Raw genomic sequence first — 22,826 nt, 5'->3', positions numbered from 1 at the left:
CTCGTGGGACAGAATGTTGACGTCTACGCCGCCGCCGAGAGCGCGCCGTGGGACGAGGTCGTGGCCGACGCCTTCACGCGCGTGACCCGCCAGATCGCCGACGTGCGATCCCGCTCGCCGTTCTACGCGGACCTGTTCGACGCCGCTGGGATCGGCCCGGAATACCAGATTCGTGACTGGGACGACCTGACGAGGATCCCGACGACAGACAAGCGGGAAATCCGCGCCTCGCTCGCCGCTGCGCCCCCGCTGGGGCGCCACCTCGGCGTCGACCGCGCGCGGCTGGTGCAGATCCAGGCGACCTCCGGCACCACGGGGTCGCCGTCCTACCTCGGCGTCACCGAGGCCGACATTGCGACCTGGAACGAACTCGGTGCGCGCGCCTTCTACGCGGCCGGCTTCCGCAAGGGCGACGTGGTGCTGCACGCCTGGTCGCTGAGCAAAGGATTCACCGGCGGGGTGCCGGTGGTCCGGATGCTCGCGCACCTCGGCGCGACGGTCATCCCGGTCGGCGCGGAAGCCGGTCTGCACAAGATCCTGACCGTTGCGAAGGAGCAGGAGGCGGTCGCGATGTGCACCGCGCCGAACTTCGCGCTCTACCTCGCCGACAAATGCATGGAGACGATCGGGGTGTCGGCGAACGACCTCGCGATCGCGAAGCTGGTGGTGGGCGGCGAGCCCGGCGGTGGTCTCCCGGCGATCCGCGCGCGGATCCAGGACGGCTGGGGAGCCACCTGCTGCGAGGTGCTGGGCAACTCCGACATCGCGACGATCGTCTGGGCGGAGTGCCCCGAACGCGACGGCATGCACTTCATCGGGCAGGGCCTCGTGCTCCCGGAGATCGTCGATCCGGTCACGGGTCGTCACGTCGAGCCCGTCGCGGGCGCCACCGGCGAACTGCTCTACACCGCGCTGCAACGCGAGGCGTCGGCACTGATCCGTTTCCGGAGCGGCGACATGGTCCAGATCATCGACACCGACTGTGCCTGCGGCCGCACCAGCTACAAGCTGCGCTGCGAGGGCCGTACTGACGACATGCTGCTGGTGCGGGGCATCAACGTCTGGCCCACCGCCGTGCAGGGAGTCGTCGCCGACTTCGCCCCGCGCACCACCGGCGCCATGCGGATCGTGCTCGACTTCGCCGGCCACGTCACCAACGAGAACCTCATGCTCAAGGTCGAGCACGCGCCCGACACGCCCGCCGACGCACACGACGAACTCGCTCGCGACATCTCCTCCGCGATCCGCAGCCGGCTCTCGTTCCGGGCCGACGTGCGCATCGTGCCGGCCGGTGAGCTGGAACCCCCGGGCGCCGCGAAGGTCCGGCTCGTGGAACGGAGCATCTGATGGACTTCACCCTCTCGCCCGAACAGGCCGCGCTGCGCGACTCCGCCCGCGACTACCTCGCGAAGAAGGTGCCGCTGAGCCTCGCCCGCGAGGCCGACGAGACCGAGACCTTCCCGAACGAGATCTACCGTGGACTCGGCGACCTCGGCTGGCAGGGACTGCCGTTCACCGAAGAGTACGGCGGCTCCGGCGGGGATGCGTTCGACGAGGCTCTGGTCGTGGAGCAGCTGGGCTACGCGATGACGCCGCTCGCCGCGTGTTTCCTCGTGACGGTGCTGACCTGTGGCAAGACGATCCGCGACGTCGGCACGGAGGCGCAGAAGCAGGCCTGGCTGCCGGCGATCTCCGCAGGCACGGCCTACGTCAGCTACGCCCTGACCGAGCCGTCGGCGGGCTCCGACGCCGCGAGCGTCCGCACGACCGCACGCAAGACCGGCGACGGCTGGCGGATCAACGGGCAGAAGATGTTCTGCACCGGCGCGGACATGGCATCGGTCATCCTGCTGATCGCCCGCACCGGAGGGCCGGGCAGGGACGGGCTCTCGATATTCCTCGTCGACCCGGAGACACCCGGCATCACCATCCAGCGGATGCCCAAGCTCGGCCTCAGGCCGTACCACACCTGCGTGGTCTTCTTCGACGACGTGGACCTGCCCGCGGACGCCCTGCTCGGCACGGAGAACGAGGCCTGGCGCTACACCGTCGCGAGCCTCAACCGCGAGCGCATCGCCTGCGCCGCCATGACTCTGGGAACCGGCCAGGCGGCGCTCGACTACGCGGTCGCCTACGCCAAGGAGCGCGAGCAGTTCGGCGTGCCGATCGGGTCCTTCCAGGCGATCCGGCACCGGCTCGCGAACGCGCACGTGCGGCTGCGGCAGGCCCGCCTGCTGACACACCGGGCGGCGTGGTTGGAGGCGAACGGCCTGTCCTCCACCCGCGCCGCGTCGATGGCGAAGGTGTGGGCCACCGAGACCTGCGTCGACGTCGCCGGAGACGGGATGCGGGTGCTGGGCGGCTACTCGTACACGATGGAGCATCCGATGCAGCGTTACCTGCGCGATGCGTTGATCCATCCGATCGGGGCCGGGACCAACGAGATCCAGCGCAACATCATCGCAAAGGAGCTGCTCGGGTGAAAGGCGTCAACTCCACCGACCGCCGCGTCGTCGTCACGGACGAGGTGACCGCCCTCGACGGGTTGCGCGACGGCATGACCGTGGCCATCGGCGGGTTCGCCAACTCCGGCCACCCGATGAGCCTCGTCCGCGAGGTGATCCGCCGCCGCCCGAAGGGGCTCACCGTGATGGGTGCGGCGACCTCGGGTCTCGAGGTCGACATGCTGATCGCGGCCGGCTGCGTCACCAAGGTGATCAGTCCGTACGTGGGCGGCGAGACGATCGTCGGCATCGGGCCCGCCTTCCGCCGGGCGGCCGAGTCCGGCGATGTGAAGATCTGGGAGATCGACGAGGCGATGTACTACTGCGCGCTCAACGCGGCCGCGCAGAACCTGCCCTTCCTGCCCTGGCGCGCCCTGGTCGGGACTTCGTTCCCCGAGGTCAACCCCGACCTCAAGGTCTTCGATGACCCGATCCGCGGCGAGCCGCTGATCGCCGTGCCCGCGGTCGCGCCGGACTTCGCCCTGCTGCACGCGAGCGTCTCGGACCCGTACGGCAACATTCAGCACGTCGGCAGCGGCTTCGGTGACCGGGCCATCGCCCGGGCGTCCGACAAGGTCATCGTCTCGGTCGAGCGGATCGTCTCCAACGAGGAGATCCGCCGAGCCCCCGAACGCACCTCGATATCGCTGGTGCGGAACGTCGTCCGGGCTCCGTTCGGCGCGCACCCGTTCTCCAGCCTCGGCCACTACCTAGAGGACATCCCGTTCCTCAAGGACTACGTCGCCGCCGCCGAACGATGGCGAGCGAAGGACGACCGCGACCTGCTCGACGAGTTCTTCGACACCTATGTGTACGGACCGGAGGATCACATGGCCTACCTCGATCGGCTCGGCAGCCGCCGGCTCTTCGGATTGAACGAGTTCTGATGCGTACCGAAGTCACGACCAAGGAGCTCATGGCCTGCGTGATGGCGCGGGACCTGGAGGACGGCCTCGGCGTCCCGGTCGGCGCCAACCTGCCGGTGCCGCGGGCGGCCGTGCTGCTCGCTCACCTGATGCACGGCCCGAACATGCTGGTGCTGCTCTCCTGGACCCGGGCCAACCTCGTGGACGTGCCGGAGTTGCGGCCGTTCGAGTTCATCACCGACTGGCGGGCCGCGCAGTGGGGCGAGTCGTACTGGGCGCACGATGAAGGCTTTCTCAACATGAAGCAGCGAGCCAACTGGATCTTCTACGTCGGCGGGATCCAGATCGACCGGTTCGGCAACTCCAACCTGTTCGGCGTCGGCGACGACCATTCGAGGCTGAAGTTCCGCGGCCCCGGTGGGGTCGGCACCGGCAACATGGCCGCGTTCACCAACCGCTACTACCTCTACAGCCAGACGCACAACCCGCGCATCTTCGTGCCGAAGGTGGACTTCGTCTCCGCGCTCGGCTGGGGCGATGGACCGGGCACCCGGGAGAAGTGGCATATTCCGGGCGGCGGCCCGCGCTACTGCTACACCCCGCTCGGCGTCTTCGACTTCGAGCCGGAGACCAAGCGGATGCGCGTCAAGTCCATCCACCCCGGCGTGACCCTCGACGACGTCGTGAAGGCGACCGGATTCGAGCTGGTCATCCCCGACGACGTGCCGTTCACCCCCGAGCCGACCGACGAAGAGCTGGAGATCCTGCGGACGCGGGTCGACCCCACCGGGATGCTGCGATCATGACCCGCACGGGTGCATGTGCCGGCCTCCGGGTGCTCGACCTCACCCAGCTGCTCCCAGGTGCCGTCACCACGCTCATCCTCGCCGATCTCGGCGCCGACGTGCTCAAGGTCGAGCGACCGGGCGAGGGCGACTACATGCGCTGGGTGCCGCCGGTGGCCGGCGAGATGGGCGCGATGTTCGCGGCGGCCAACCGCAACAAGCGCTCGATGACGCTCGACCTCAAGACACCGGCAGGTCAGGACGTGCTGCGCCGCCTGGCCGCCGACGCGGACGTGCTCATCGAGGGTTTTCGACCGGGAGTGGCGGACCGGCTGGGCGCCGGCTTCAATGAGCTGTCCGCGCTCAACCCGCGCCTTGTCTACTGCTCGCTGTCCGGGTACGGCCAGACCGGCCCGTATGCAAGGCGGCCCGGTCATGACCTCAACTACCTCGCGGCGGCCGGAATCACCGCGCTGACAGGTGCGGCCGGCGAGGCGCCGGCGCTCGTCGGCCCGCAGATCGCCGACGTGTGGGGCGGAGGCATCACGGCGGCCGTCGCGGTGCTCGTCGGCCTGCTCGAACGCGGGAGCACCGGCCGCGGCCGCTTCCTCGACGTGTCCATGCTGGACGGCTCGACGCTCGGGCTCGTCAACCACCTGTCGGCTTGGCTCGGCGCCGGCGTCGCGTACGAGCCCGGCGGACTGCCGCTTAACGGCGGCCACGCGAACTACGGCATCTACCGGGCCAAGGACGGCTACGTGACGATCGCCGACTACGAGGAGAAGTTCTGGCGCCGCACGTGCGCGGTGATCGGTCGGCCCGGTCTCGTCGATTCACACCAGACGAGGGAGGCCGAGGAAACGCTGCGCGAGGTGTTCGCGACGAAGACCCGCGCCGAGTGGGAGGAGCTGCTGGGCGCCGAGGACTCGTGCTTCATGCCGGTGCTGACGCCCGAGGAGGCGGCCGACTCGGACCACTTCGCGGCCCGCGGCCTGACCATCCAGGTCGGTGCCGGGCGCCAGCTGGCGACGCCCGTGACGCGCTTCGGCGACGGTGCTCACACGCCCGCGCCGGCGCTCGGCGCGCACACCGACGAAGTGCTGACCGGGCTCGGCCTCGACCCGGCCGTGCTACGCGCGGAAGGAGCCGTGTGATGCAGGTCCTCAGCGGCCGTGACCGCACGATTCCAACGTTCCTGCGGACCAAGGCGGAGCGCAACGGCTCCCTGCCCGCGCTGCGTTTCCAGGACGAGACGATCAGCTACGGGGAGCTCTACGCCGACGCGCTGCGCCTGGCATCGGGACTTGTGGAGATCGGCGTCCGGCCGGGGGACACGGTCGCGATAGCCCTGCACAACTCGCTCGACTTCCACCGGTGCTGGTTCGCCGTCAACCTCGCCGGCGCCGTGGAGGTGCCGGTCAACACCGAGTACCGCCGCGACGGTCTCGCCTATGTGCTCAACAACTGCGAGGCCCGGGTGCTGATCGCTGACAGTGACCTGCTGGCCCGGGTCCTGGAGATCCGCGAAGACCTGACCGATCTGCGCGTCGTCCTTGCGCGGGGCGAGCTTCCCGACGATCCTCGCGGGCTCGCTGTCCGTCCACTCCGGTCATTGCCGGTGGCCGCCCGCACGCTTCCGGTGGTCGGGCCGGGCGACCACGCCGCGGTGATGTACACCTCCGGCACCACTGGCCCGCCGAAAGGCGTCGTCCTCCCGCACGGCTGCGCGATCTCCTGGGCCGAGGAGACGGTGAAGATGCTCGGGCTGCGTCCCGGAGAGACGCACTACTGCTCCTACCCGCTCTTCCACACGCTGGCGCAGTACTTCGCGACGATGCCGGCGCTCGCGAACGACGGTGTCCTCGCGCTCGCTGAACGCTTCAGTGTCACCCGGTTCTGGGACGACGTCCGGCGCTTCGGTGCCGCCTCGGCCAACATGATGGGCTCGACGGTGTCCCTGCTGCACGCCGTGCCGGCCGGGGACGATGACCGGGACAATCCGCTGCGGATCGCGTTCGGCGCGCCCGCACCCCCGGCGATACTGCCGGCGTTCCAGGAACGCTTCGGCCTCCGGTTCGTGGAGATCTACGGTTCCAGCGAGGCCAACGTCGTGCTGTGGAATTCGCTCGACGACGTCCGGGGCGGCACATGCGGCAAGCCGATCGGCGCGTTCGACGTGCGCCTGGTCGACGCGGACGACGAAGAGGTCCCCGACGGGGAGGTCGGCGAGATCGTCACCCGCCCGCACCGGCCCCACTCGATGATGTCCGGCTACTACAACATGCCCGCGGCGACGGCGGCGGCGTTCCGCAACCTCTGGTTCCACACCGGCGACCTCGCCAGGCGCGACGCCGACGGCTACTACACGTTCGTCGACCGTGCGAAGGACGCGATCCGCCGGCGCGGCGAGAACATCTCGTCCTGGGAGGTCGAGTCGGTCGTGGCGCGCTGGCCCCAGGTGGAGGACTGCGCCGCGTTCGGCGTGCCGTCCGCGCTCTCCGAAGAGGACGTCATGGTGGTGATCGTGCCGAAGCGCGGCCAGGAGCCGCGCCTCGATGAGCTGACCGCTTTCTGCGCTGAGCATATGCCGCGCTACATGGTGCCGCGGTACTGGGAGATCGCCGACGGGCTGCCACGCACCCAGACCGGCAAGGTGGAGAAGTTCCGGCTGCGCGACCGGGGAGTCGGGCCGAAGACATGGGACCGGGAGCGGATCGGATGAGACTCACGGAAGACACGCGCGAGAGCGTCCTGCGGGAAGAGTTCCGGGCCTTCTTCGCCGAGCACTGCACCCCGGAGTACGCCGACGAGTGCGACGCCCGGGGCCGCTTCCCGGAAGAGCTGTTCAAGGCCGCCGGCGAGGCCGGTCTCCTGGGCGCCTGCCTGCCCGCCGAATACGGCGGCCGAGGCGAGGACGCCACCGCGCTTGCGATCCTTTTCAGCGAGGCAGGCCGGGCGTTTCCCGACTTCGCCAATCTGATCGTCCGGCAGCAGCTCTGCGCGACCGTCCTGGAACGGTTCGGCTCGCCGGAGCAACGCGCCGGGCTGCTACCGCGGTTCGCCCGCGGCGACATCCACATGGCGTTCGGCGCCTCCGAGCGCGGTGCCGGCAGCGACGTGACGGCCCTCGCCACCACGGCGCGCCACGACGGCGACGGCTACGTCATCGACGGCGAGAAGCTGTACGCGACCGGCGCGCACGTCGCCGACGCGGTGCTGGTCCTCGCCCGGGAGCCGGGGAGCTCGGGCCGGGACGGCATCCTCGCGCTGGTCGTGTGGGCCGGCAATCCCGGCATGCGAGCCGAACGGCTGGACACGCTCGGCGTCCGGGCGACCGGGACCGCGGTGGTCACGCTTACCGGCGCCCGCGTCCCGGCGAGCGCGCGGGTGGGCGGCGACGGTGAGGGCTGGCGGCTGTTGCGCAGCGGCCTGGACATGGAGCGGCTCGCCACGGCGGCGATCGCGACGGGTGGGTCCCGTTTGCTGCTCGAACACGCGATCGGCTACCTGCGTGAGCGCCGGCAGTTCGGCCGACCGTTGTCCGACCTCCAAGCGGTCCGTCACCGCCTCGCCGACCTGGCGATGCGGATCGACGCGGCCGAGCTGGCGACGATGGCCGTCGCGGACGGGCTCGCCACCGGCGCCCCGGTGCACCTCGACGCCTCGGTCGCCAAGCTGGCGGCCACCGAGACGTACATGGAGGCGGCCCACCAGGCGGTCCAGTTCGAAGGCGGCCACGGCTACACCAAGGACAGGGTCGTCCAACGGCACTTCCGCGACGCCAAGATGTACGAGATCGGCGGCGGAGCCTCGGACGTCCAGCGGGACATCATCGCGAGAGGACTCGGTCTATGACCGCCACAAGGGAGCGCGTCGTCGCCGACATGGCCACGGCCGCCCGGTGCGTCGAATCCGGCATGACCATCGGTGTGGGTGGGCTGGGCACTTCCAGCCACCCGATGGCCCTGCTGCACCAGGTGATCCGGCAGGGCGCACGGGACCTGACCGTCGTCGCGGGCCCGATGGCCGGCCTGGACGTGGACCTGCTGATCGCCGCCGGCTGCGTCCGGGAGGTCGTCTGCTCCTATGTCGGCGCCGAGCGGCTCGCCTCCATCGGCCCGGCCTACCGGCGTGCGGTGGAGCACGGTGACGTCGCGGTTCGCGAGGTCGACGAGGGGATCTGGGTCCAGGGCCTGCGGGCCGCGGCACAGCTTGTCCCGTTCCAGGCCTGGCGCGGCGGCGTCGGCACCGCGCTGCCCGACCGCAACCCCGACCTGCGCCCGATCGAGGACCCGTTCGGCGGCCCGGCACTGCTCGCGGTCCGGGCACTGCCGCTGGACGTCGCCATCCTGCACGCCGCGACCGCCGACGCCTACGGCAACGTGCAGCCCATCGGCACGGGCTTCGCCGACCGTCTGCAGAGCCAGGCGGCCGACCTGACGGTTGTGCAGGTCGAAAGGATCGAGAGCAACGAAGGCATCCGCCGCGCCCCCTGGCTCACCACCATCCCCGACGCCGACATGGTGGTCCACGCGCCCGGCGGCGCGCATCCCTACGCGAGCCCCGGCTACTTCGTGGAGGACGAGGACTTCCTGCACGACTACGTGGCCGCGGCCAAGTCCGGTGGCGCCACGCTGGCCGAGTGGCTCGATCGCTACGTGTACGGCTGCGCCGACCACCATGACTACCTCGACCTCATCGGCCTGCGGCGGCTGTTCGGACTGGGGGAGCACCCGTGACGACGTCGACGACCTCTTACACCTATCCGGAGTTCCTGGCCTGCCTGATCTCGCGCCAGATCGAGGACCACCGGCCGGCCTTCGTCGGCGCCGCCCTGCCCGCCATCCGGGCGGGCACGGTGCTCGGCCACCTCATGCGCGGCCCCAGCATGCGAATGCTGATCTCCATGACGACCACGAACATCTACCACAACCCCGTGATCGACCGGTTCTCCTACGTCACCGACTGGCGGGGGGCGCGCTGGGCCGAGCACTACCGGGTGGTCGAGGACATCTTCGGCGGGATGCGCCGGGTCGCCCACTGGCGCGGATTCTTCGTGGGCGCGCTGCAGGTCGATCCCTACGGCAACTCGAACCTGCTCGGGGTCACGGCGCGTGACGGAAGACCGGCGATGCGCGGCGCGGGCAGCGTCGGGACGCCGTCCGTCACCGCGGTGGCGGAATCGTTCAACATTCTACTTAATCGTCACTCGCCATCGACATTTGTTGCGAAATGTGACTACATAAGCTGTCCCGGCTGGCTTGACGGCACCACCGGGGCACGGGAGGGGCTGGGCCTCCGCGGCGGGCCTGAGCTGTGCATCAGCCCGCTGGGGGTGTTCGACTTTCCGGAGGCGACGAGACGGATGCGGCTGCGCACAGCCCATCCGGGCGTGACGGTGAGTGACATCGTCGCGGCGACCGGTTTCGAACTGGAGATCCCCGAGACGGTCGGCGAGACGGCCGCACCCGCCGAGGAAGAACTGGAGCTGCTCCGTACCCGGGTGGACCGGCACGGAGAGCTGCGTAGAGGGGAGAACCCGTGGCCATCGACGTGAATGTCAAGCCGCTGCCCACACCGGCGCCGGAGGCGGCGCCGTACTGGGACGGCCTGCGCGCCGGACGGCTTCTCATGCAGCGCTGTACGAGCTGCGAGCGGCTCCAGTTCTATCCTCGCTCGATCTGCCGGCACTGCGGCGGAACCGATCTCGGCTGGGACGAGATGGTCGGCACCGGGAAGATCTACTCCTTCACGGTCATCCACCGCGCGCCCTTCGAGGCGTTCAAGGCCGACGTGCCCTACGCCTACGCCGTGGTCGAACTCGACGAGGGCCCGCGCGTCGTGGCCACCATCGAGACCGACGACCTGGACGCGCTCGCCATCGACCAGCCGGTCACCGCGGTCTTCGACGCCGTCACCGACGAGGTGACCCTGCTGCGGTTCCAGCCGGCATGACGGCCGCCTACGCTCCGCCGGCAGAGGTCGAGGAGCTGCGCGAGGTCGTCACCGCCTTCACGGCCAGGGAGGTGGCGCCACTGGTCGCCGCCGCAGAGCGTGACGAGGCATTCCCGCGCGAGCTCTTCGACCGCTGGGCCAAGGCCGGGTTGCTCGGACTGCGGGTACCGGAGGAGTACGGAGGTTCCGATGCGGGCCTGCAGGCGGAGGTCATGCTCGTGGAGGAGACCGCCAAGGTCTGCGCCGGCTTCGCGACCTCGCTCATCGTCCAGCTCACGGTCGTCCCCGGTATCATCCGCGCTTTCGGCACTGAGGTGCAGAAGGCCGCACTGCTGCCCGGGCTCGGCTCGGCCGAGATGGTCGGCTCGCTCGCGGTGACCGAGCCGGATACGGGCTCTGACGTCCGTGCGATCAAGGCACGCGCGGAACGCACCCCCGATGGCTACCGGATCAGCGGCAGCAAGGTCTTCATCACCAACGGCACGCTGGCCGACTTCTACATCGTCGCCGCCGTCGTCGATCCCGACGCGGGCCACCGGGGCATCGGGCTTTTCGTCGTGCGACGGGATGCCCCGGGCCTCATCACGGTCGAGAAGATGCGCAAGACCTCGGTGCGCTCCTCGGACACGGCGATACTGGCCTTCGACGGCTGCGCAGTGGACGAATCGGACCTGCTCGGCGGCGATCTGAACGGCTTCGCCAAGCTGATGTCCACCTTCGATGGTGAGCGTGTGGTGCATGCGGCCCGCGCACTCGGCCTAGCCCGGGCCTGCTTCGACGCCGCGAACGACTACGCCTCCCAGCGTCAGCAGTTCGGCAGTCCGATCCGGTCCTTCCAGGCGGTCGCGTTCAAGCTGGCCGACATGGTGGTCGGGATCGACGCGGCCACCTTGCTCGTTTACCGGGCGGCCGCGCTCGCCGATGCCGGCCTGCCGTTCCATCGCGCCGCGTCGGTCGCGAAACTGTTCACCACCGAAACCGCCCGCGCCGTCGCCACCGAGGCCATGCAGGTACACGGCAGCTACGGGCTCACCGCTGATTTCCCGATCGGGCGCTACGTCGCCGACGCGCAGCTCGAAACCATCGGCACCGGCACGTCCGAGATCCAGCGCCTGATCATCAGCAGAGAACTGGAGGCCGAGCATGAGCGCCGTCCTCGCTAGCTCCATCATCACCGGGTCGCTCTACACCATCATGGCGCTCGGCCTGGTGGCCATCTACAAGACCACACGGGTGTTCAACTTCGCGCACGGGATGATGGCGGCGTTCTGCGGCTACGTCTCGTACCAGCTCGTGACCGTCTGGAAGCTTCCGTTCTTCGTCGGCGTGCTGGGCGGCATCGCGATTGGCGCGCTGCTCGGGTTCCTCGTCGAGCGGCTCCTGCTGAGCCGGCTCTACCAGCGCACGCCGCTGGAACTGGTGATCGCGACGTTCGGCGTCTCACTCGTCCTGCAGTTCCTGATCATCCGCCTCTGGGGCCACGAGGAACGCGGCGTCTCGGCGCCGTTCAACGACAAGCCCATCTTCGCCAACGTCACCGGGTACGACGTGCTCGTCGTCGCGATCAGCCTCGCGGTCGTCGGCCTGCTGACGATGGTGCTGCTTCGCACGGACGTGGGTCTCCGGCTGCGTGCGACGTTCGAGGACCCGGTCGCGGCGCGCCTCGCGGGCATCAACGTCAGCTGGGTCCGGACGCTGTCCTGGGTGGTCGGCGGATCGATGGCCGGGCTGGCCGGCGTGCTCCTGGCGCCCCTGCTGTTCCTCAGCCCGGGCACCATGAACGTCATCCTGATCACGGCGTTCGCCGCGGCGGTAATCGGCGGGTTCTCCTCGTTCTACGGCACGGTGGCCGGCGGCGCCGGGGTGGCGCTCGTGCTCAACGTCGGCGGCACCTACATCTCGCTCCAGTTCCGCAACCTGATCCTCTACGCGGTGATCCTGGTGTTCCTCTGGCTCCGGCCGCAGGGCCTGCTCGGTGAGCAGGAGGACGCGACGCACGCCGCCGAGGGCGAGCGCGCCGGGTCGATCATGCGTCGCTGGCACCGGATCCTGGCGATGGCCGGGCAGGCCGGCGAAACCGTTCGGCAGCGGGCACTCTTCGGGCACGCGCCGCAGTGGCTGCTGCACGCCCTGATGGTCGTCATCGTCATCACCGCTCCCGCGATCCTCGGCGTGGAGTGGCAGATGAGCCTCGGCACCTGGCTCATCTACTTCATCGCGGTGGCCGGACTGGCGATGATCATGACGTACGGCCACCAGTTCTCGCTGGCACAGAACGCGTTCATGGGGGCCGGGGCGTATGCGACCGCCTGGTTCATCACAGACGCGGGCGGCGGCTGGCTGCTCGCGATCATCCTGACCACGCTCGGTGCCGCCGCCGTCTCGGTGCTGGTCGCGCTCCCTTCGGCCCGGCTCAAAGGCGCCTACTTCGCGGCGATGACGCTCGCCCTCGCCCTCGCCCTGCCCGAGGCCGCCTACAACTGGATCGGACTGACCGGCGGCGGCAACGGCAAGGTCGTGGAACGGCCCGCGATCGGCGGCGTGCCGCTCACCGGCGACCAGCTTTACCTGATGGTCGCCACTATCGCGATCATCGTGTTCTTCGCCCTGATCGCGTTCCGCAACTCGCCACTGGGGCGGCGGATGGTGCTCGCCTCCGACGCGCCGAAGGCCGCCCGCAGTATCGGCCTGTCCCCCCAGTGGTGGCAGGTCGCGGTGCTGGCGATCGGCGGGACCCTGGGGGGCGTTGCGGGCTCGCTCTCCGCTGTCCATGCCGGGATCGTCTCTCCCACTTCGTTCACGCTCGACCTCGCTCTGCTGCTGTTCGTGGCGGCCGTCGTCGGCGGCTCGGTCACCGGAGCGTTCTGGGGCACGGCGATCGTCGTGCTCGTTCCGGTGGCGTTCAAGGAGAGCCAAGAGTTCTCGATCATGTTCTTCGGGCTCGCGCTGATCCTGGCGCTGTTCATTCTGCCCCGCGACATGTCCGGAGCGGACGTGCTCAGCCGCCGCCGGAGGCCACGCGGCGAGCCGGTCGCGCCGACGGCGCCCGATGCCCCTCCCGCCGCCGTCCAGTCACATATCGCTACGTAGAACTACCGATCGCAGTGCGTCACCTGAGGGGTGTGAAGTCCGCCAAATCAATTGGAGCGATCGTTCGCTACAGGTCGCTCGACGCTTGAGAGAGGACATGACATGTCCGAAAAACGCGCCAGAAGCTGGGGCTTCCTCGCGGCCGTGACCACGGTCGCCCTCGCCCTCACGGGATGCGCGGCGGGCGGAGGCGATTCCGGTGGCGGGGCCGCGGCACCGGGGGTGGACGACTCCACCAAGACTGTGACCCTCGGGGGCTGGCGGCTCGCCTCCGGCGCCTACGCCTCGCAGAACCAGACCACACAGGCGGTCGAGGCCTGCCTCAAAGCGTCTAACGATGCCGGCGGCGTCAACGGCTGGAAGTTCCAGTACACCGCCAACGATACCGGCGGCGACCCCACCCGGGCCCTTCAGGAGGTGAAGAGCCTGGTGGACACCAAGAAGGCCTTCGCGCTCCTATGGGGGCCGGGCACCCCGTCGAACAACGCGGTGCTGCCGTACGTCCAGCAGACCGGCATTCCCTACTTCCCGGGCATGTCCGGCGACCCGTTCGTCGGCAAGGTCGTCGAGAACGTCTTCCCGACCATTCCGCCCTACAGCTACCAGGCCATGTACATGGCGCAGCACGCGATCCAGGAGATGGACGCGAAGAAGATCGCACTCCTCTACCAGAACGACGACGTCGGGCAGAGCGTGCACACGGTGATGGCCGACTTCGTGAAGAGCAAGGGCGCCGAACTGGTGGCCGACGTTCCGCACACCGCCACCGACACCGACTACACGTCGATGTCGCAGAAGATCGCGAAGGCCAAGCCCGACGCGGTCATCGCCTGGGGCTACCCGAACGCGCTGGTCAAGGGCAAGGCGGGCGTGATGGGCGCCGGGGTCGATGTGCCGTGGCTCGCGGCGTACTACAACGCCAACGAGGACGTCGTCAAGCTCGACCCCGAGACCGTCGAGGGCACCTACTTCAACTACTACCTGACCCCGTTCTTCACCGACACCCCGGCGGTGGAGGCGTTCAAGAACGCGATGAAGAAGTACTACCCGGACGTGCCGCCTAGCGGCCTGCCGCTCAACGGGTACGCGTCCTGCCAGGTCTTCCTGGAGGCGTTCAAGGAGATGACGAAGGACGGTGCCCAGCCCACCTGGGACGGTCTTTTCAAGGCGCTCAACAGTTTCCAGACCCGCCAGATCGGGGTGGTGCCGAGCGTCACCTACAGCGCGGACAAGCACACCGGGCCCAACAAGTCCTACCTGATCCAGTTCAAGAAGGGCGAGTGGGTGCAGGTGGCCGACGCGACCGAGATGCCCACAGGGCAGTGACCTGCCGCCGGCCCCCTCGGGCCATCGGCTCGTAACCGGCGGACCGGCCCACCCCCGGCCGGTCCGCCGGACACCCCGCCATCGGCAAACCCCAGGAAAGGAGACTGCGGTGGCTCCGGCATCCGAGCGAGATTCGGCGTCCCCCGCCGTCGAGGTCGCCGCGGTATCCGTTACGTTCGGGAACCTGCGCGCCGTCGACGACGTCAGCCTCACCATCGCGCCCGGCGAGATCCGCGGGCTGATCGGGCCCAACGGCGCAGGCAAGTCCACGCTCGTCAACGTCATCGCCGGCGAGCAGCGCGCCCACGCCGGCGAGGTGCGGCTCGGCGGTCGGACCTTCACCGGCCGTCCGCCGCGCGACCGGGCGGCCGCCGGTCTCGCCCGCACCTTCCAGCACCCCGAGATCGCCGGCCGGCTCTCCGTGGGGGAGAACCTCGACATCGCCCGGCGCCGCGCGCCCCGCGAGCGGCGCGGCACCCTCGGCTGGGTCGACGAGTTGATCGGCGAGCTGGGGCTGGAGTCCTGGCTGCCGGTGCTCGCCAAGAACGCGCCCTACCCGGTGCTCAAGCTCGCCGACACACTACGTGCGCTGCTCAGCGCGCCGCAGGTTCTGCTCGTCGACGAGCCAGCGGCCGGGCTCAACCGCGACGAGCGGGAAAGGCTCGTCGGCCTGCTGACCACCGCCCGCGAGCGGCTCGGCACCACGATCGTCGTCATCGAGCACGACGTGCCGCTCGTCTTCGGCCTCTGCGAGCGGATCAGCGTGCTCGACTCGGGTCGGCTGATCGCCGATGGCACGGCGGCCGATGTCAGGCGCCATCCCGAGGTCATCGAAGCCTATTTGGGGGTGCACCAGTGAGCGCGCTCGAGGTACAGGACCTGGTCTGCGGATACCTGGCGACGCCGGTCCTGCGCGGCGTCAGCTTCTCCGCGGCCCCGGGCGAAGTGGTCGCCCTGCTCGGTCCCAACGGTGCCGGCAAGACCACCCTGCTCAAGACGCTCAGCGGCCTCGTCCAGGCCCGTTCGGGCACGGTGACGGTCGGCGGCCGTGACGTGACCAACCTGCGCACCGAGAAGCTCGCCCGGGCCGGCGTGATCCTCGCCCCGGAGGGCCGCCGTCTCTTCACTGGGCTGACCGTGCGCGAGAACCTCCGGATCGGTGCCCTCACCGGCCGCGAGGCACCGGGCATCGAGGAGGTGCTGGAACTCTTTCCCCGATTGCGCGAGCGCATCGACTTCAAGGCCGGCTCGCTGAGCGGCGGCGAGCAGCAGATGCTGACGGTCGGCCGGGCGCTGATCGGTGGCCCCGGAGTGCTGCTCATCGACGAACCCTCGCTCGGGCTCGCGCCCAAGCTCGTCGCGGCCGTCTTCGACGTCTTCGGTTCGCTCGCGGCCCAGGGCCGCGCGGTCATGGTCGCGGAGCAGAACGTCGGTGAGGCGATCCGGGTCGCCGACCGCTGCCTCGTACTCGCCGACGGCGGGATCGCGCTGTCGGCGCCGAGCCGCACCGAGGCCGAGCGCGCGCACGTCCAGGCCGAATACGCCCGCCTGCTCGCCATCGAACTGCCGGAGGCCTCATGAGCGCGCCCCGCCTGGGGATCTGCATGCCGCTGACCTCGACGGCTCCGACCGTTGGCGACTACCTCGCGCAGCTGACAGCGGAGGCCGAGGCCGCCGACGCCGCCGGCCTCGACGTGGTGATGCTGCCCGAGCATCACCAGGGCCTCCCGGTCGGCTATGCCGCCCCTCTCACGCTCGCCGCGCACCTGCTCGCGCGCACGTCTCGGATCACGGTCGCGACCGGAGTGCTGGTGCTGCCCGGGCACCACCCCGTGCACCTCGCAGAGCAGGTGACGATGCTCGACAATCTCTCCGGCGGCCGGTTCGCGCTCGGTGTCGGCGCCGGCTACCAGGAGTCGGACCTTGCCCCGTTCGGCGTCGGCCTCGCCGATCGGGGAGCCGTGCTGACCGAGACCCTGACCGGCCTCGGCGCTCTGCTCTCCAGCGAGGACGCCGCCTTCGACGGTGCCCACGTCGCGTTCCCGTCCTTCCGGCTGCGGCCCCGGCCGCTGTCGGTGCCCCGGCCGCCGATCTGGCTCGGCAGCTGGTCGCGCACCGGAGTGCGGCGGGCGGCCGAGCTGGCAGACGGCTGGATCGCCGACCCGATCCGCACCATCACCGAGATCGCGGAGATGGCGGCGGCCTACCGGGCGGCCGGCGGCATCGGCCCGGTCATCGTCATGCGCGAGGCCTGGGTCGATACCGACGTCGCCACCGCTCGCGGGGCCTTCGAGCCGGCGATCGCGCCCGTCTTCGGCTACTACCGCAAGAGCGGTGCCTATACGGGCTCGTTCGACGACCTGGCGGCGGACCGCTTCGTGCTGGGCAGCGCCGACGACTGCGTCGCGCAGGCGCAGGACGTCGTCGACCGGACCGGCGCCGACATCGTGCTGCTGACCGTCCGGCATCCTGCGGGACCGGGGCACGTGGAGACCCTGGAGCACATCACCGCGCTCGGTCACGCCTGGAAGGGGGCCCGGGTATGAACGACGTGGTCTTGCTCTCCGCCGTGCGGAGCCCGATCGGGCGGCGGAAGGGCGGGCTCTCCGGGGCGCACCCGGTGGACCTGCTCGGACATGTGCTGACCGCGGCCGTCGACCGTGCCGGGCTGACCCCGGCCGACGTCACGCAGGTACTGGCCGGATGCGTCACCCAGGCCGGTGCACAGGGCTACAACATCGCCCGCAACGCGGCGCTGGCCGCCGGCTTCCCGGCCGAAGTGCCGGGTTCGACGATCGACGCGCAGTGCGGCTCGTCCCAGCAGGCGGTCAACCTCGGTGCCGCGCTCGTCGCGAGCGGGGCGGCGGAGGTCGTGGTCGCCGCCGGGGTCGAGTCGATGTCGCGGCTACCGCTCGGCACCGCGGTCGAGGCCGGCCCGGGAGAGCCGCTCAATGACGCCTACCGGGCCCGGTACGAGGTCGTCCACCAGGGGGAGTCGGCCGAGCGCATCGCCGACCGCTGGAACCTCGACAGGCGGGCGTGCGACGAGTTCGCGCTCGCCTCGCAGGACCGGGCGGCTGAGGCATGGGCCACCGGCCGGTTCGACCGCGAGGTGCTGCCACTGGCCGGGGTGACCCGTGATGAGGGCCTCCGGGCCAGCTCCCTTGACGGGCTGGGCGGGCTCAAACCGGCGTTCCGGTCGGAAGGGCGGCTGACCGCGGGCAGCTCGTCGCAGCTCTCGGACGGCGCCGCCGCCGTGGTGCTGACCTCCGCGGCGCATGCGGCTGCGGTCGGGCTGCGCCCGCGCGCCCGGATCCTGGCGCAAGCGACTGTCGGCGTCGACCCCGTGCTGAAGCTGACCGGGCCGATCCCAGCCACCCGCGCGATCCTCGCCCGCACCGGCCTGAGCCTCGCCGACATCGACCGGTTCGAGGTGAACGAGGCGTTCGCGAGCGTCGTGCTGGCCTGGCAGGCGGAGTTGGGCGCCGATCCCGACCGGGTCAACGTCAACGGTGGTGCCATCGCGCTCGGCCACCCGGTCGGCGCGACCGGGGCACGGCTGGTGACGACCGCGCTTCATGAACTGGAGCGGTCCGGAACCGACCGGGCCTTGGTGACCATGTGCTGCGGCGGCGGGCTCGGCACGGCGACGCTTCTCTCCATGATCGACTAACTGAGGACGGTTGAAGAGCCATGACGCTGGTGAAGCTGGACCCTTCCTACGAGGAACTGCGGGCGGTGGCCCGGGATTTCGCGCGGAAGGAGGTGGAACCGCGGGCGGCCGAAGCGGACCAGACCATGCAATACCCGGGGCCGCTCTTCCGGGCCATGGTCGACGCCGGCCTGACGGCGCTGCCGATCCCGGAGGACCTGGGCGGCTCCGGGGCCGGCATGGTGGGGCTTTGCGTGGCGATCGAGGAGGTCACCCGGTACTGCCAGAGCGCGGGCCTGATGCTGCTGCTGAGCCGGCTCGCCGCCGGGCCGTTGCTGATCTCCGGTTCCCCTGAGCAGCAGCGGCGGTACGTGCCCGACGTGGCTGCCGGCCGGCGGCGGGGATCCTTCTGCCTCACCGAGCCGCAGACCGGGTCGGACACCTCGGCGATCGCCACCAGCGCCCGGCGCGTCGGCGGCGACTACGTTCTCGATGGACGCAAGGCCTACATCTCAGGGGCCACCGTCGCCGACTTCTATGTCGTGTGGGCCCGGGTTCCCGACGAGGAGGGCCCGCGCAACCTTGCCGCGTTCGTGGTCGACCGAGACCGCGACGGCGTGTCCATCGGGCACGTCGACGAGAAGATGGGCGTGCGCGGCGTACCCACGGCCGAAGTGGTCTTCGAGTCGGCCGCCGTACGGGCCGATGCCCGGCTCACCCCGCCCGGCAAGGGATTCGCCCATCTCATGGCGCAGCTCAACTCGGCCCGGCCCGGGGTGGCGGCTCGCGGCTTGGGCCTAGCGGGCGGCGCACTGCGCTACGCGGCCGACTACGCCAGGGAGCGGCAGGCGTTCGGCGGGACACTGCTGGACTTGCAGGCCGTGCAGTTCCTCCTCGCCGACATCGCGATCGGGCTTGAGGGAGCGCGGTCGATGGTCTACAACTCGGCCGCACTCGTCGACCGCGGCTCCCACGGCAAGGAGGCCGCGCCCTACATCGCGATGGCCAAGGCCGCGGCCGCCGACCTCGCGGTGAAGGCGTCGTCGGACTGCCTTCAAGTGCTCGGCGGCGCCGGGTACATGATGGACCACCCGATGGAGCGCTACTACCGCGACGCGAAGCAACTCCAGATCGTCGAAGGCACCTCGCAGATCCAGCGGCTGATCGTCGGCAGGTCGATCCGCGACGGTGCGCTGGCGTTCGACTGAAGGTCAAACCTGGTGAGTATCGGCCGTGACACCCTCGGCCCGGAGGCGGTACTTCTCCACCTTCGCGGTCGGGGTGCGCGGCAGGGCCGTGACGAACCGGATGTACGCGGGCACGGCGAACCGCGGCAGTTCGGCCGCGCAGTGCCGGGCGATCTCCGCCACGGTCAACGTCTCGTCGGCGCGCATCACCGCGATCATCACCTCGTCCTCACCCAGGCGGGACGGCACCGGATAAGCGGCGACCTCGGCCACGCCTGGGTGCCGGAGAACCGCCGCTTCGACCTCGAGCGAACTGATGTTCTCGCCCCGCCGGCGGATCGCGTCCTTGCCTCGGTCCACGAAGTACAGGTAGCCGTCAGCATCCCGGTAACCGAGATCGCCGGTGTGGAGCCAGAGGTTGCGAAACGCCTCCACGGTCGCCTCGGGCATGCCGTGGTAGCCGGCCATCATCGCGCCGTACTGCCGCGGCCGGACAACGATCTCCCCCTTCTCTCCGGGACCGAGCGGCCGGTCGTGCGGATCGTGGATCTCCAGCTCGTAGAGGCCGACGGGCGTACCGGCGGAGCCGGGTTTCGGCGCGTCGTACGGTTGATAGGTCACCTGACCCGCCTCGGTGATGCCGTAGCCGTTGATGAGCCGCACCCCGAACCGCTCCTCGAAGCGCCGTTCGACGGTCGCGGGCACGGCGACTGCGAACGCGAACCGCACCCGGTGGTCGCGGTCGCCGGGATCGGCCGGACGGTTGTGGAGCATCGAGGTCATCGCGGCGATCGAGCCGAACCCGGTCACGCCGTACCGGCGGCAGTCGTCCCAGAAACGCGATGCGCTGAACTTCGGCACGACGACCAGTTCTGCGCCGGCGATGAGCGGGGCCATCGTGCCGGAAAGTTGCGCCATGCCGTGGAAGAGCGGCAGGCACGTGTAGTAGACGTCGTCCTCGCGCAGGCGCATGTTGCGGATATTGGCCGCAGCCATCAGCAAGAAGTAGCGGTGGCTGAGCACTACGCCCTTGGAACGGCCGGTCGTGCCGGACGTGTACATGATGGCGGCCGGTTCGGTCGTGCCGTCGAACGATTCGTCTGGATCGCCGGCGAGTTCCGTCCAGGTGGCGACGGCTCCTTCGGCGGCGTCACAGATCAGCAGCCTGTCCAGCGGGCCGAGAGCGGAGACGCGGTCGGCGTACCGGTCGTCGAGGACGATCGCCGCGCACCCGGACTGTTCCAACACGTAGCGCAGCGACGCGCCGTGGAAGGCGGTGTTGACCGGCACCTCGACGGCGCCGATGAGCGCCAAGGCGAACCAGGTGATGAGGAAGCGCGGCCCGTTGTCCATGACCAGTGCCACACGCGTGCCACGTCCCACACCGAGGGTTTGCAGGCCACCGGCGACCCGGCGCACCTCCGACCAAAGCTGCCCGTAGGTGAGACTTTCCGCGCCCGAACGGCAGAAGACGAGGTCCGGTGTCGAGGCCGCGCGCTCCCGCAGGGGGTCGGTGATCAATCGATAGGGCGACTCCACAGGTTCCGTCATACCTCTACTGTAGCGAGCGCTCCATCCAGCTGCTACCCTCCTAAATGAGCGTCGGAAAAAGGAGCGAAATGAAGCGGATATCCCGGTTCCTGCCCACCGCGCTGCGGCCACGCGACGAGGCCGACGAGCACTACGTGATGGTCCATCACAGGTTCGCGATGCGAATGTTCCGCGAACATGCACCAACGGTGACGCGTTATGCGACCAACCACGCCACTGCGCAGTACGATCTCGCGTCCACCTTCCGCCGACGGCCTGCCGACGCCTGGCGTTTCATCATGCTGGAGTTCGGTGATCCCGCGGTGGCCGCGGGCGCGGGCCACGACGGAGACGCTGGCGGCCCGAGCGTCGGCCGCGGTGGGAAGGAGTGGCTTCCTACCTGGGCGGAACACGCCATCGTCAGTGACCACACCAACTTCCTGCGCGAGGTGCGGCCGTTCGAGGTCACCCCCTCGGTCGCCGTCGACCGGCGCAGCGGGCAGACCAGCCTGGTGAAGTACCTCATCGAGATTGAGGACACCGGCGCCGGTTCCGACGCCGGTGTCTTCGAGTCGGTGCGCAGCGCTTTGGCGGAAGCCGCCCCGGACGCGTTCGGGCTCCGACTGCACATCGCCAACGACGTGGTCCGGGAGGCCGAGATGGCCGCCGTCAGTGAACCCGGGCAGGCGTACACCGGCCGCTACCGCGAACGGACCGGCATGTACGCGATCGACGAGATGTACTTCGACCACGCGGTATGGGCCGAAGAGTTCTTCGCATCGCTGGCGATGCGGCCGGCGCTCGCGCCGCGGACCGGCGTCCGGGTCGCCGTCTATGCCGTAACGGAGCTTGTCGGTGTCGACCGCAGTTGACCTTCGGCACGGGCTGCTGCTGAACACTCAGGACCCGCCGGCCGGCGCCGCGATCCCACAACGGTGGCAGGAACTGCTCGTACTCGCCGGCGTAGCCGAAGAGGCGGGATTCGAGTCCGTACATCTGCCCGAGCACCACGGCCGCGACGACGGATTCCTCCCGCAACCGCTCGTGGCCTGCGCGGCCCTCGCCGCGCGCACCTCCCGAATCCTGATCGGGACCGGCATCTCCGTGGCGCCGCTGCGGCATCCGATTCACCTGGCCGAGGAGGCGGCGGTCGTCGATGTCCTCTCCAACGGCCGGCTGGTGCTCGCCCTCGGGATAGGCGACCATCGGCCGGAGTACGAGCTGTTCGGACTCGACATCGCCACCCAGGCGAGACGTTTCGATGAGTGTCTGACCGTGCTGCTGCGCGGCCTGACCGGCGAACGGTTCTCGTTCGAGGGGCGTTATTACCGGTTCCGTGACGCAGCGATCCGGCCGGTGCCCGTACAACGACCGCGGCCCGACGTCTGGGTGGGCGCGATGTCCCGTGCCGGAGCGCGGCGGGCTGCGCGGTTCGGCCTGCCGCTGTATCTCGACCCGCTCACCACAGTCACCGAGCTGGAGCCGCTCGCCGCCGAATACCGCGCGGAGTGTGCACGGCACGGGCATGCCGGTCGGATCGTGTTGAGCCGGTGGGGTTGGGTCGACGAGGACGGCCGGGTGGACAAATGGTGGCCGCACGTGCGGCTTGCGCTCTGGGCGTATCTCGTGGAAATTCCCCGGATGGCGGCGCCGGAGGCCGCAACGTCGGCTGACGACCTCGACCTCGCCTCGGTCGCACCCGACCGGCTCCTCGTCGGCACCCCCGGCGAGGTCGCCCGCACCGCGCGGGACTTCGCCGAGCGGCTCGGCGCCGACCGGCTCGTGGTCAAGCTGCAGGGCGCGAGCGGCCCCTGGGGCGCCTCGCTGGAGCAAGCGATCCGGCTCTACGGCCGAAGCGTGATTTCGGCCGGCGGCAGGACAGTGCGCCCCACAAGTTCCACACGATGACCGATCCGACCGTGCATGACCTC

21 protein-coding genes are annotated in these 22,826 nt (G+C 69.9%); 20 read left to right on the top strand and 1 reads right to left on the bottom strand.

Annotation, left to right across the window (positions count from 1 at the left end; genetic code table 11):
• Positions 1-3 precede the first annotated feature (3 nt).
• From E1281_RS01005 to E1281_RS00920, 18 genes are all read left to right on the top strand, one after another.
• The gene (locus E1281_RS01005; RefSeq protein ID WP_131875179.1) at positions 4-1,347 is read left to right on the top strand and encodes an AMP-binding protein; all 1,344 of its coding nucleotides are present in this window, start codon (positions 4-6) and stop codon (positions 1,345-1,347) included.
• Positions 1,347-2,483 (top strand): acyl-CoA dehydrogenase family protein, encoded by a 1,137-nt coding sequence (locus E1281_RS01000; RefSeq protein WP_131875178.1) that lies wholly within the window; start codon positions 1,347-1,349, stop codon positions 2,481-2,483. Before E1281_RS01005 ends, E1281_RS01000 begins: the two co-directional genes overlap by 1 nt.
• The gene (locus E1281_RS00995; protein WP_131875177.1) at positions 2,480-3,391 is read left to right on the top strand and encodes a CoA-transferase; all 912 of its coding nucleotides are present in this window, start codon (positions 2,480-2,482) and stop codon (positions 3,389-3,391) included. The genes E1281_RS01000 and E1281_RS00995 overlap by 4 nt, the downstream gene beginning before the upstream one ends.
• Positions 3,391-4,176, top strand: coding sequence for a CoA-transferase (locus E1281_RS00990; RefSeq protein WP_165958730.1), 786 nt, complete (start codon positions 3,391-3,393; stop codon positions 4,174-4,176). The genes E1281_RS00995 and E1281_RS00990 overlap by 1 nt, the downstream gene beginning before the upstream one ends.
• The gene (locus E1281_RS00985) at positions 4,173-5,309 is read left to right on the top strand and encodes a CoA transferase (RefSeq protein ID WP_131875175.1); all 1,137 of its coding nucleotides are present in this window, start codon (positions 4,173-4,175) and stop codon (positions 5,307-5,309) included. Before E1281_RS00990 ends, E1281_RS00985 begins: the two co-directional genes overlap by 4 nt.
• Entirely contained in the window at positions 5,309-6,877 is a 1,569-nt protein-coding gene (locus E1281_RS00980) for an AMP-binding protein (RefSeq protein WP_131875174.1), read from the top strand. The genes E1281_RS00985 and E1281_RS00980 overlap by 1 nt, the downstream gene beginning before the upstream one ends.
• Complete coding sequence (locus tag E1281_RS00975) at positions 6,874-8,010, top strand: acyl-CoA dehydrogenase family protein (protein WP_165958729.1); 1,137 nt, start codon at positions 6,874-6,876, stop codon at positions 8,008-8,010. Before E1281_RS00980 ends, E1281_RS00975 begins: the two co-directional genes overlap by 4 nt.
• Positions 8,007-8,894 (top strand): CoA-transferase, encoded by an 888-nt coding sequence (locus E1281_RS00970; protein ID WP_131875172.1) that lies wholly within the window; start codon positions 8,007-8,009, stop codon positions 8,892-8,894. The genes E1281_RS00975 and E1281_RS00970 overlap by 4 nt, the downstream gene beginning before the upstream one ends.
• Complete coding sequence (locus E1281_RS00965; RefSeq protein ID WP_131875171.1) at positions 8,891-9,712, top strand: hypothetical protein; 822 nt, start codon at positions 8,891-8,893, stop codon at positions 9,710-9,712. The genes E1281_RS00970 and E1281_RS00965 overlap by 4 nt, the downstream gene beginning before the upstream one ends.
• Complete coding sequence (locus E1281_RS00960; RefSeq protein ID WP_131875170.1) at positions 9,697-10,110, top strand: Zn-ribbon domain-containing OB-fold protein; 414 nt, start codon at positions 9,697-9,699, stop codon at positions 10,108-10,110. The genes E1281_RS00965 and E1281_RS00960 overlap by 16 nt, the downstream gene beginning before the upstream one ends.
• The gene (locus E1281_RS00955) at positions 10,107-11,273 is read left to right on the top strand and encodes an acyl-CoA dehydrogenase family protein (RefSeq protein ID WP_131875169.1); all 1,167 of its coding nucleotides are present in this window, start codon (positions 10,107-10,109) and stop codon (positions 11,271-11,273) included. Before E1281_RS00960 ends, E1281_RS00955 begins: the two co-directional genes overlap by 4 nt.
• Positions 11,254-13,200 carry an ABC transporter permease gene (locus E1281_RS00950; RefSeq protein WP_131875168.1) on the top strand — a complete coding sequence of 649 codons (1,947 nt, stop codon included), beginning with the start codon at positions 11,254-11,256 and terminating at the stop codon, positions 13,198-13,200. The genes E1281_RS00955 and E1281_RS00950 overlap by 20 nt, the downstream gene beginning before the upstream one ends.
• Before the next feature lie 102 nt (positions 13,201-13,302).
• Positions 13,303-14,526 (top strand): ABC transporter substrate-binding protein, encoded by a 1,224-nt coding sequence (locus tag E1281_RS00945; protein WP_131875167.1) that lies wholly within the window; start codon positions 13,303-13,305, stop codon positions 14,524-14,526.
• Between the two features lie 109 nt (positions 14,527-14,635).
• Positions 14,636-15,385, top strand: a complete 750-nt coding sequence (locus E1281_RS00940; protein ID WP_131875166.1) for an ATP-binding cassette domain-containing protein — start codon at positions 14,636-14,638, stop codon at positions 15,383-15,385.
• Positions 15,382-16,107: an ABC transporter ATP-binding protein gene (locus E1281_RS00935; RefSeq protein WP_131875165.1), complete on the top strand. Its 726-nt coding sequence runs from the start codon at positions 15,382-15,384 to the stop codon at positions 16,105-16,107. Before E1281_RS00940 ends, E1281_RS00935 begins: the two co-directional genes overlap by 4 nt.
• Positions 16,104-17,072: an LLM class flavin-dependent oxidoreductase gene (locus E1281_RS00930; protein ID WP_131875164.1), complete on the top strand. Its 969-nt coding sequence runs from the start codon at positions 16,104-16,106 to the stop codon at positions 17,070-17,072. The genes E1281_RS00935 and E1281_RS00930 overlap by 4 nt, the downstream gene beginning before the upstream one ends.
• A complete protein-coding gene (locus E1281_RS00925; RefSeq protein ID WP_131875163.1) occupies positions 17,069-18,199 on the top strand; it encodes an acetyl-CoA C-acyltransferase in 1,131 nt (376 codons plus the stop codon). The genes E1281_RS00930 and E1281_RS00925 overlap by 4 nt, the downstream gene beginning before the upstream one ends.
• 20 nt (positions 18,200-18,219) lie before the next feature.
• On the top strand, positions 18,220-19,386 hold the full coding sequence (locus E1281_RS00920; protein WP_131875162.1) for an acyl-CoA dehydrogenase family protein: 1,167 nt from the start codon (positions 18,220-18,222) through the stop codon (positions 19,384-19,386).
• Positions 19,387-19,389: 3 nt separating this feature from the next.
• On the opposite strand, the gene E1281_RS00915 is transcribed toward E1281_RS00920, so the two are convergent.
• Positions 19,390-21,027 carry an AMP-binding protein gene (locus E1281_RS00915; RefSeq protein ID WP_131875161.1) on the bottom strand — a complete coding sequence of 546 codons (1,638 nt, stop codon included), beginning with the start codon at positions 21,025-21,027 and terminating at the stop codon, positions 19,390-19,392.
• Here E1281_RS00915 and E1281_RS00910 point away from each other — a divergent pair.
• Both E1281_RS00910 and E1281_RS00905 read left to right on the top strand, forming a co-directional pair.
• Entirely contained in the window at positions 20,985-21,767 is a 783-nt protein-coding gene (locus tag E1281_RS00910; protein ID WP_131875160.1) for a hypothetical protein, read from the top strand. The genes E1281_RS00915 and E1281_RS00910 overlap by 43 nt on opposite strands.
• Positions 21,751-22,803, top strand: a complete 1,053-nt coding sequence (locus tag E1281_RS00905) for an LLM class flavin-dependent oxidoreductase (protein ID WP_165958728.1) — start codon at positions 21,751-21,753, stop codon at positions 22,801-22,803. Before E1281_RS00910 ends, E1281_RS00905 begins: the two co-directional genes overlap by 17 nt.
• Positions 22,804-22,826 lie beyond the last annotated feature (23 nt).

This window comes from Actinomadura sp. KC345 (genome assembly GCF_004348515.1).
In the GTDB taxonomy this organism is placed as follows: Bacteria; Actinomycetota; Actinomycetes; order Streptosporangiales; family Streptosporangiaceae; genus Spirillospora.
The sequence above is the reverse complement of the archived record's forward strand: the minus strand, read 5'-3'. Positions and strand labels throughout refer to the sequence as shown.

Excerpts from the sequence above, each read along its gene's own strand:
- E1281_RS01000 (WP_131875178.1), top strand. The coding sequence starts at position 1,347 with ATGGACTTCACCCTCTCGCCCGAACAGGCCGCGCTGCGCGACTCCGCC.
- E1281_RS00990 (WP_165958730.1), top strand. The coding sequence starts at position 3,391 with ATGCGTACCGAAGTCACGACCAAGGAGCTCATGGCCTGCGTGATGGCG.
- E1281_RS00985 (WP_131875175.1), top strand. The coding sequence starts at position 4,173 with ATGACCCGCACGGGTGCATGTGCCGGCCTCCGGGTGCTCGACCTCACC.
- E1281_RS00980 (WP_131875174.1), top strand. The coding sequence starts at position 5,309 with ATGCAGGTCCTCAGCGGCCGTGACCGCACGATTCCAACGTTCCTGCGG.
- E1281_RS00975 (WP_165958729.1), top strand. The coding sequence starts at position 6,874 with ATGAGACTCACGGAAGACACGCGCGAGAGCGTCCTGCGGGAAGAGTTC.
- E1281_RS00970 (WP_131875172.1), top strand. The coding sequence starts at position 8,007 with ATGACCGCCACAAGGGAGCGCGTCGTCGCCGACATGGCCACGGCCGCC.
- E1281_RS00955 (WP_131875169.1), top strand. The coding sequence starts at position 10,107 with ATGACGGCCGCCTACGCTCCGCCGGCAGAGGTCGAGGAGCTGCGCGAG.
- E1281_RS00950 (WP_131875168.1), top strand. The coding sequence starts at position 11,254 with ATGAGCGCCGTCCTCGCTAGCTCCATCATCACCGGGTCGCTCTACACC.
- E1281_RS00945 (WP_131875167.1), top strand. The coding sequence starts at position 13,303 with ATGTCCGAAAAACGCGCCAGAAGCTGGGGCTTCCTCGCGGCCGTGACC.
- E1281_RS00930 (WP_131875164.1), top strand. The coding sequence starts at position 16,104 with ATGAGCGCGCCCCGCCTGGGGATCTGCATGCCGCTGACCTCGACGGCT.
- E1281_RS00925 (WP_131875163.1), top strand. The coding sequence starts at position 17,069 with ATGAACGACGTGGTCTTGCTCTCCGCCGTGCGGAGCCCGATCGGGCGG.
- E1281_RS00920 (WP_131875162.1), top strand. The coding sequence starts at position 18,220 with ATGACGCTGGTGAAGCTGGACCCTTCCTACGAGGAACTGCGGGCGGTG.
- E1281_RS00910 (WP_131875160.1), top strand. The coding sequence starts at position 20,985 with ATGAAGCGGATATCCCGGTTCCTGCCCACCGCGCTGCGGCCACGCGAC.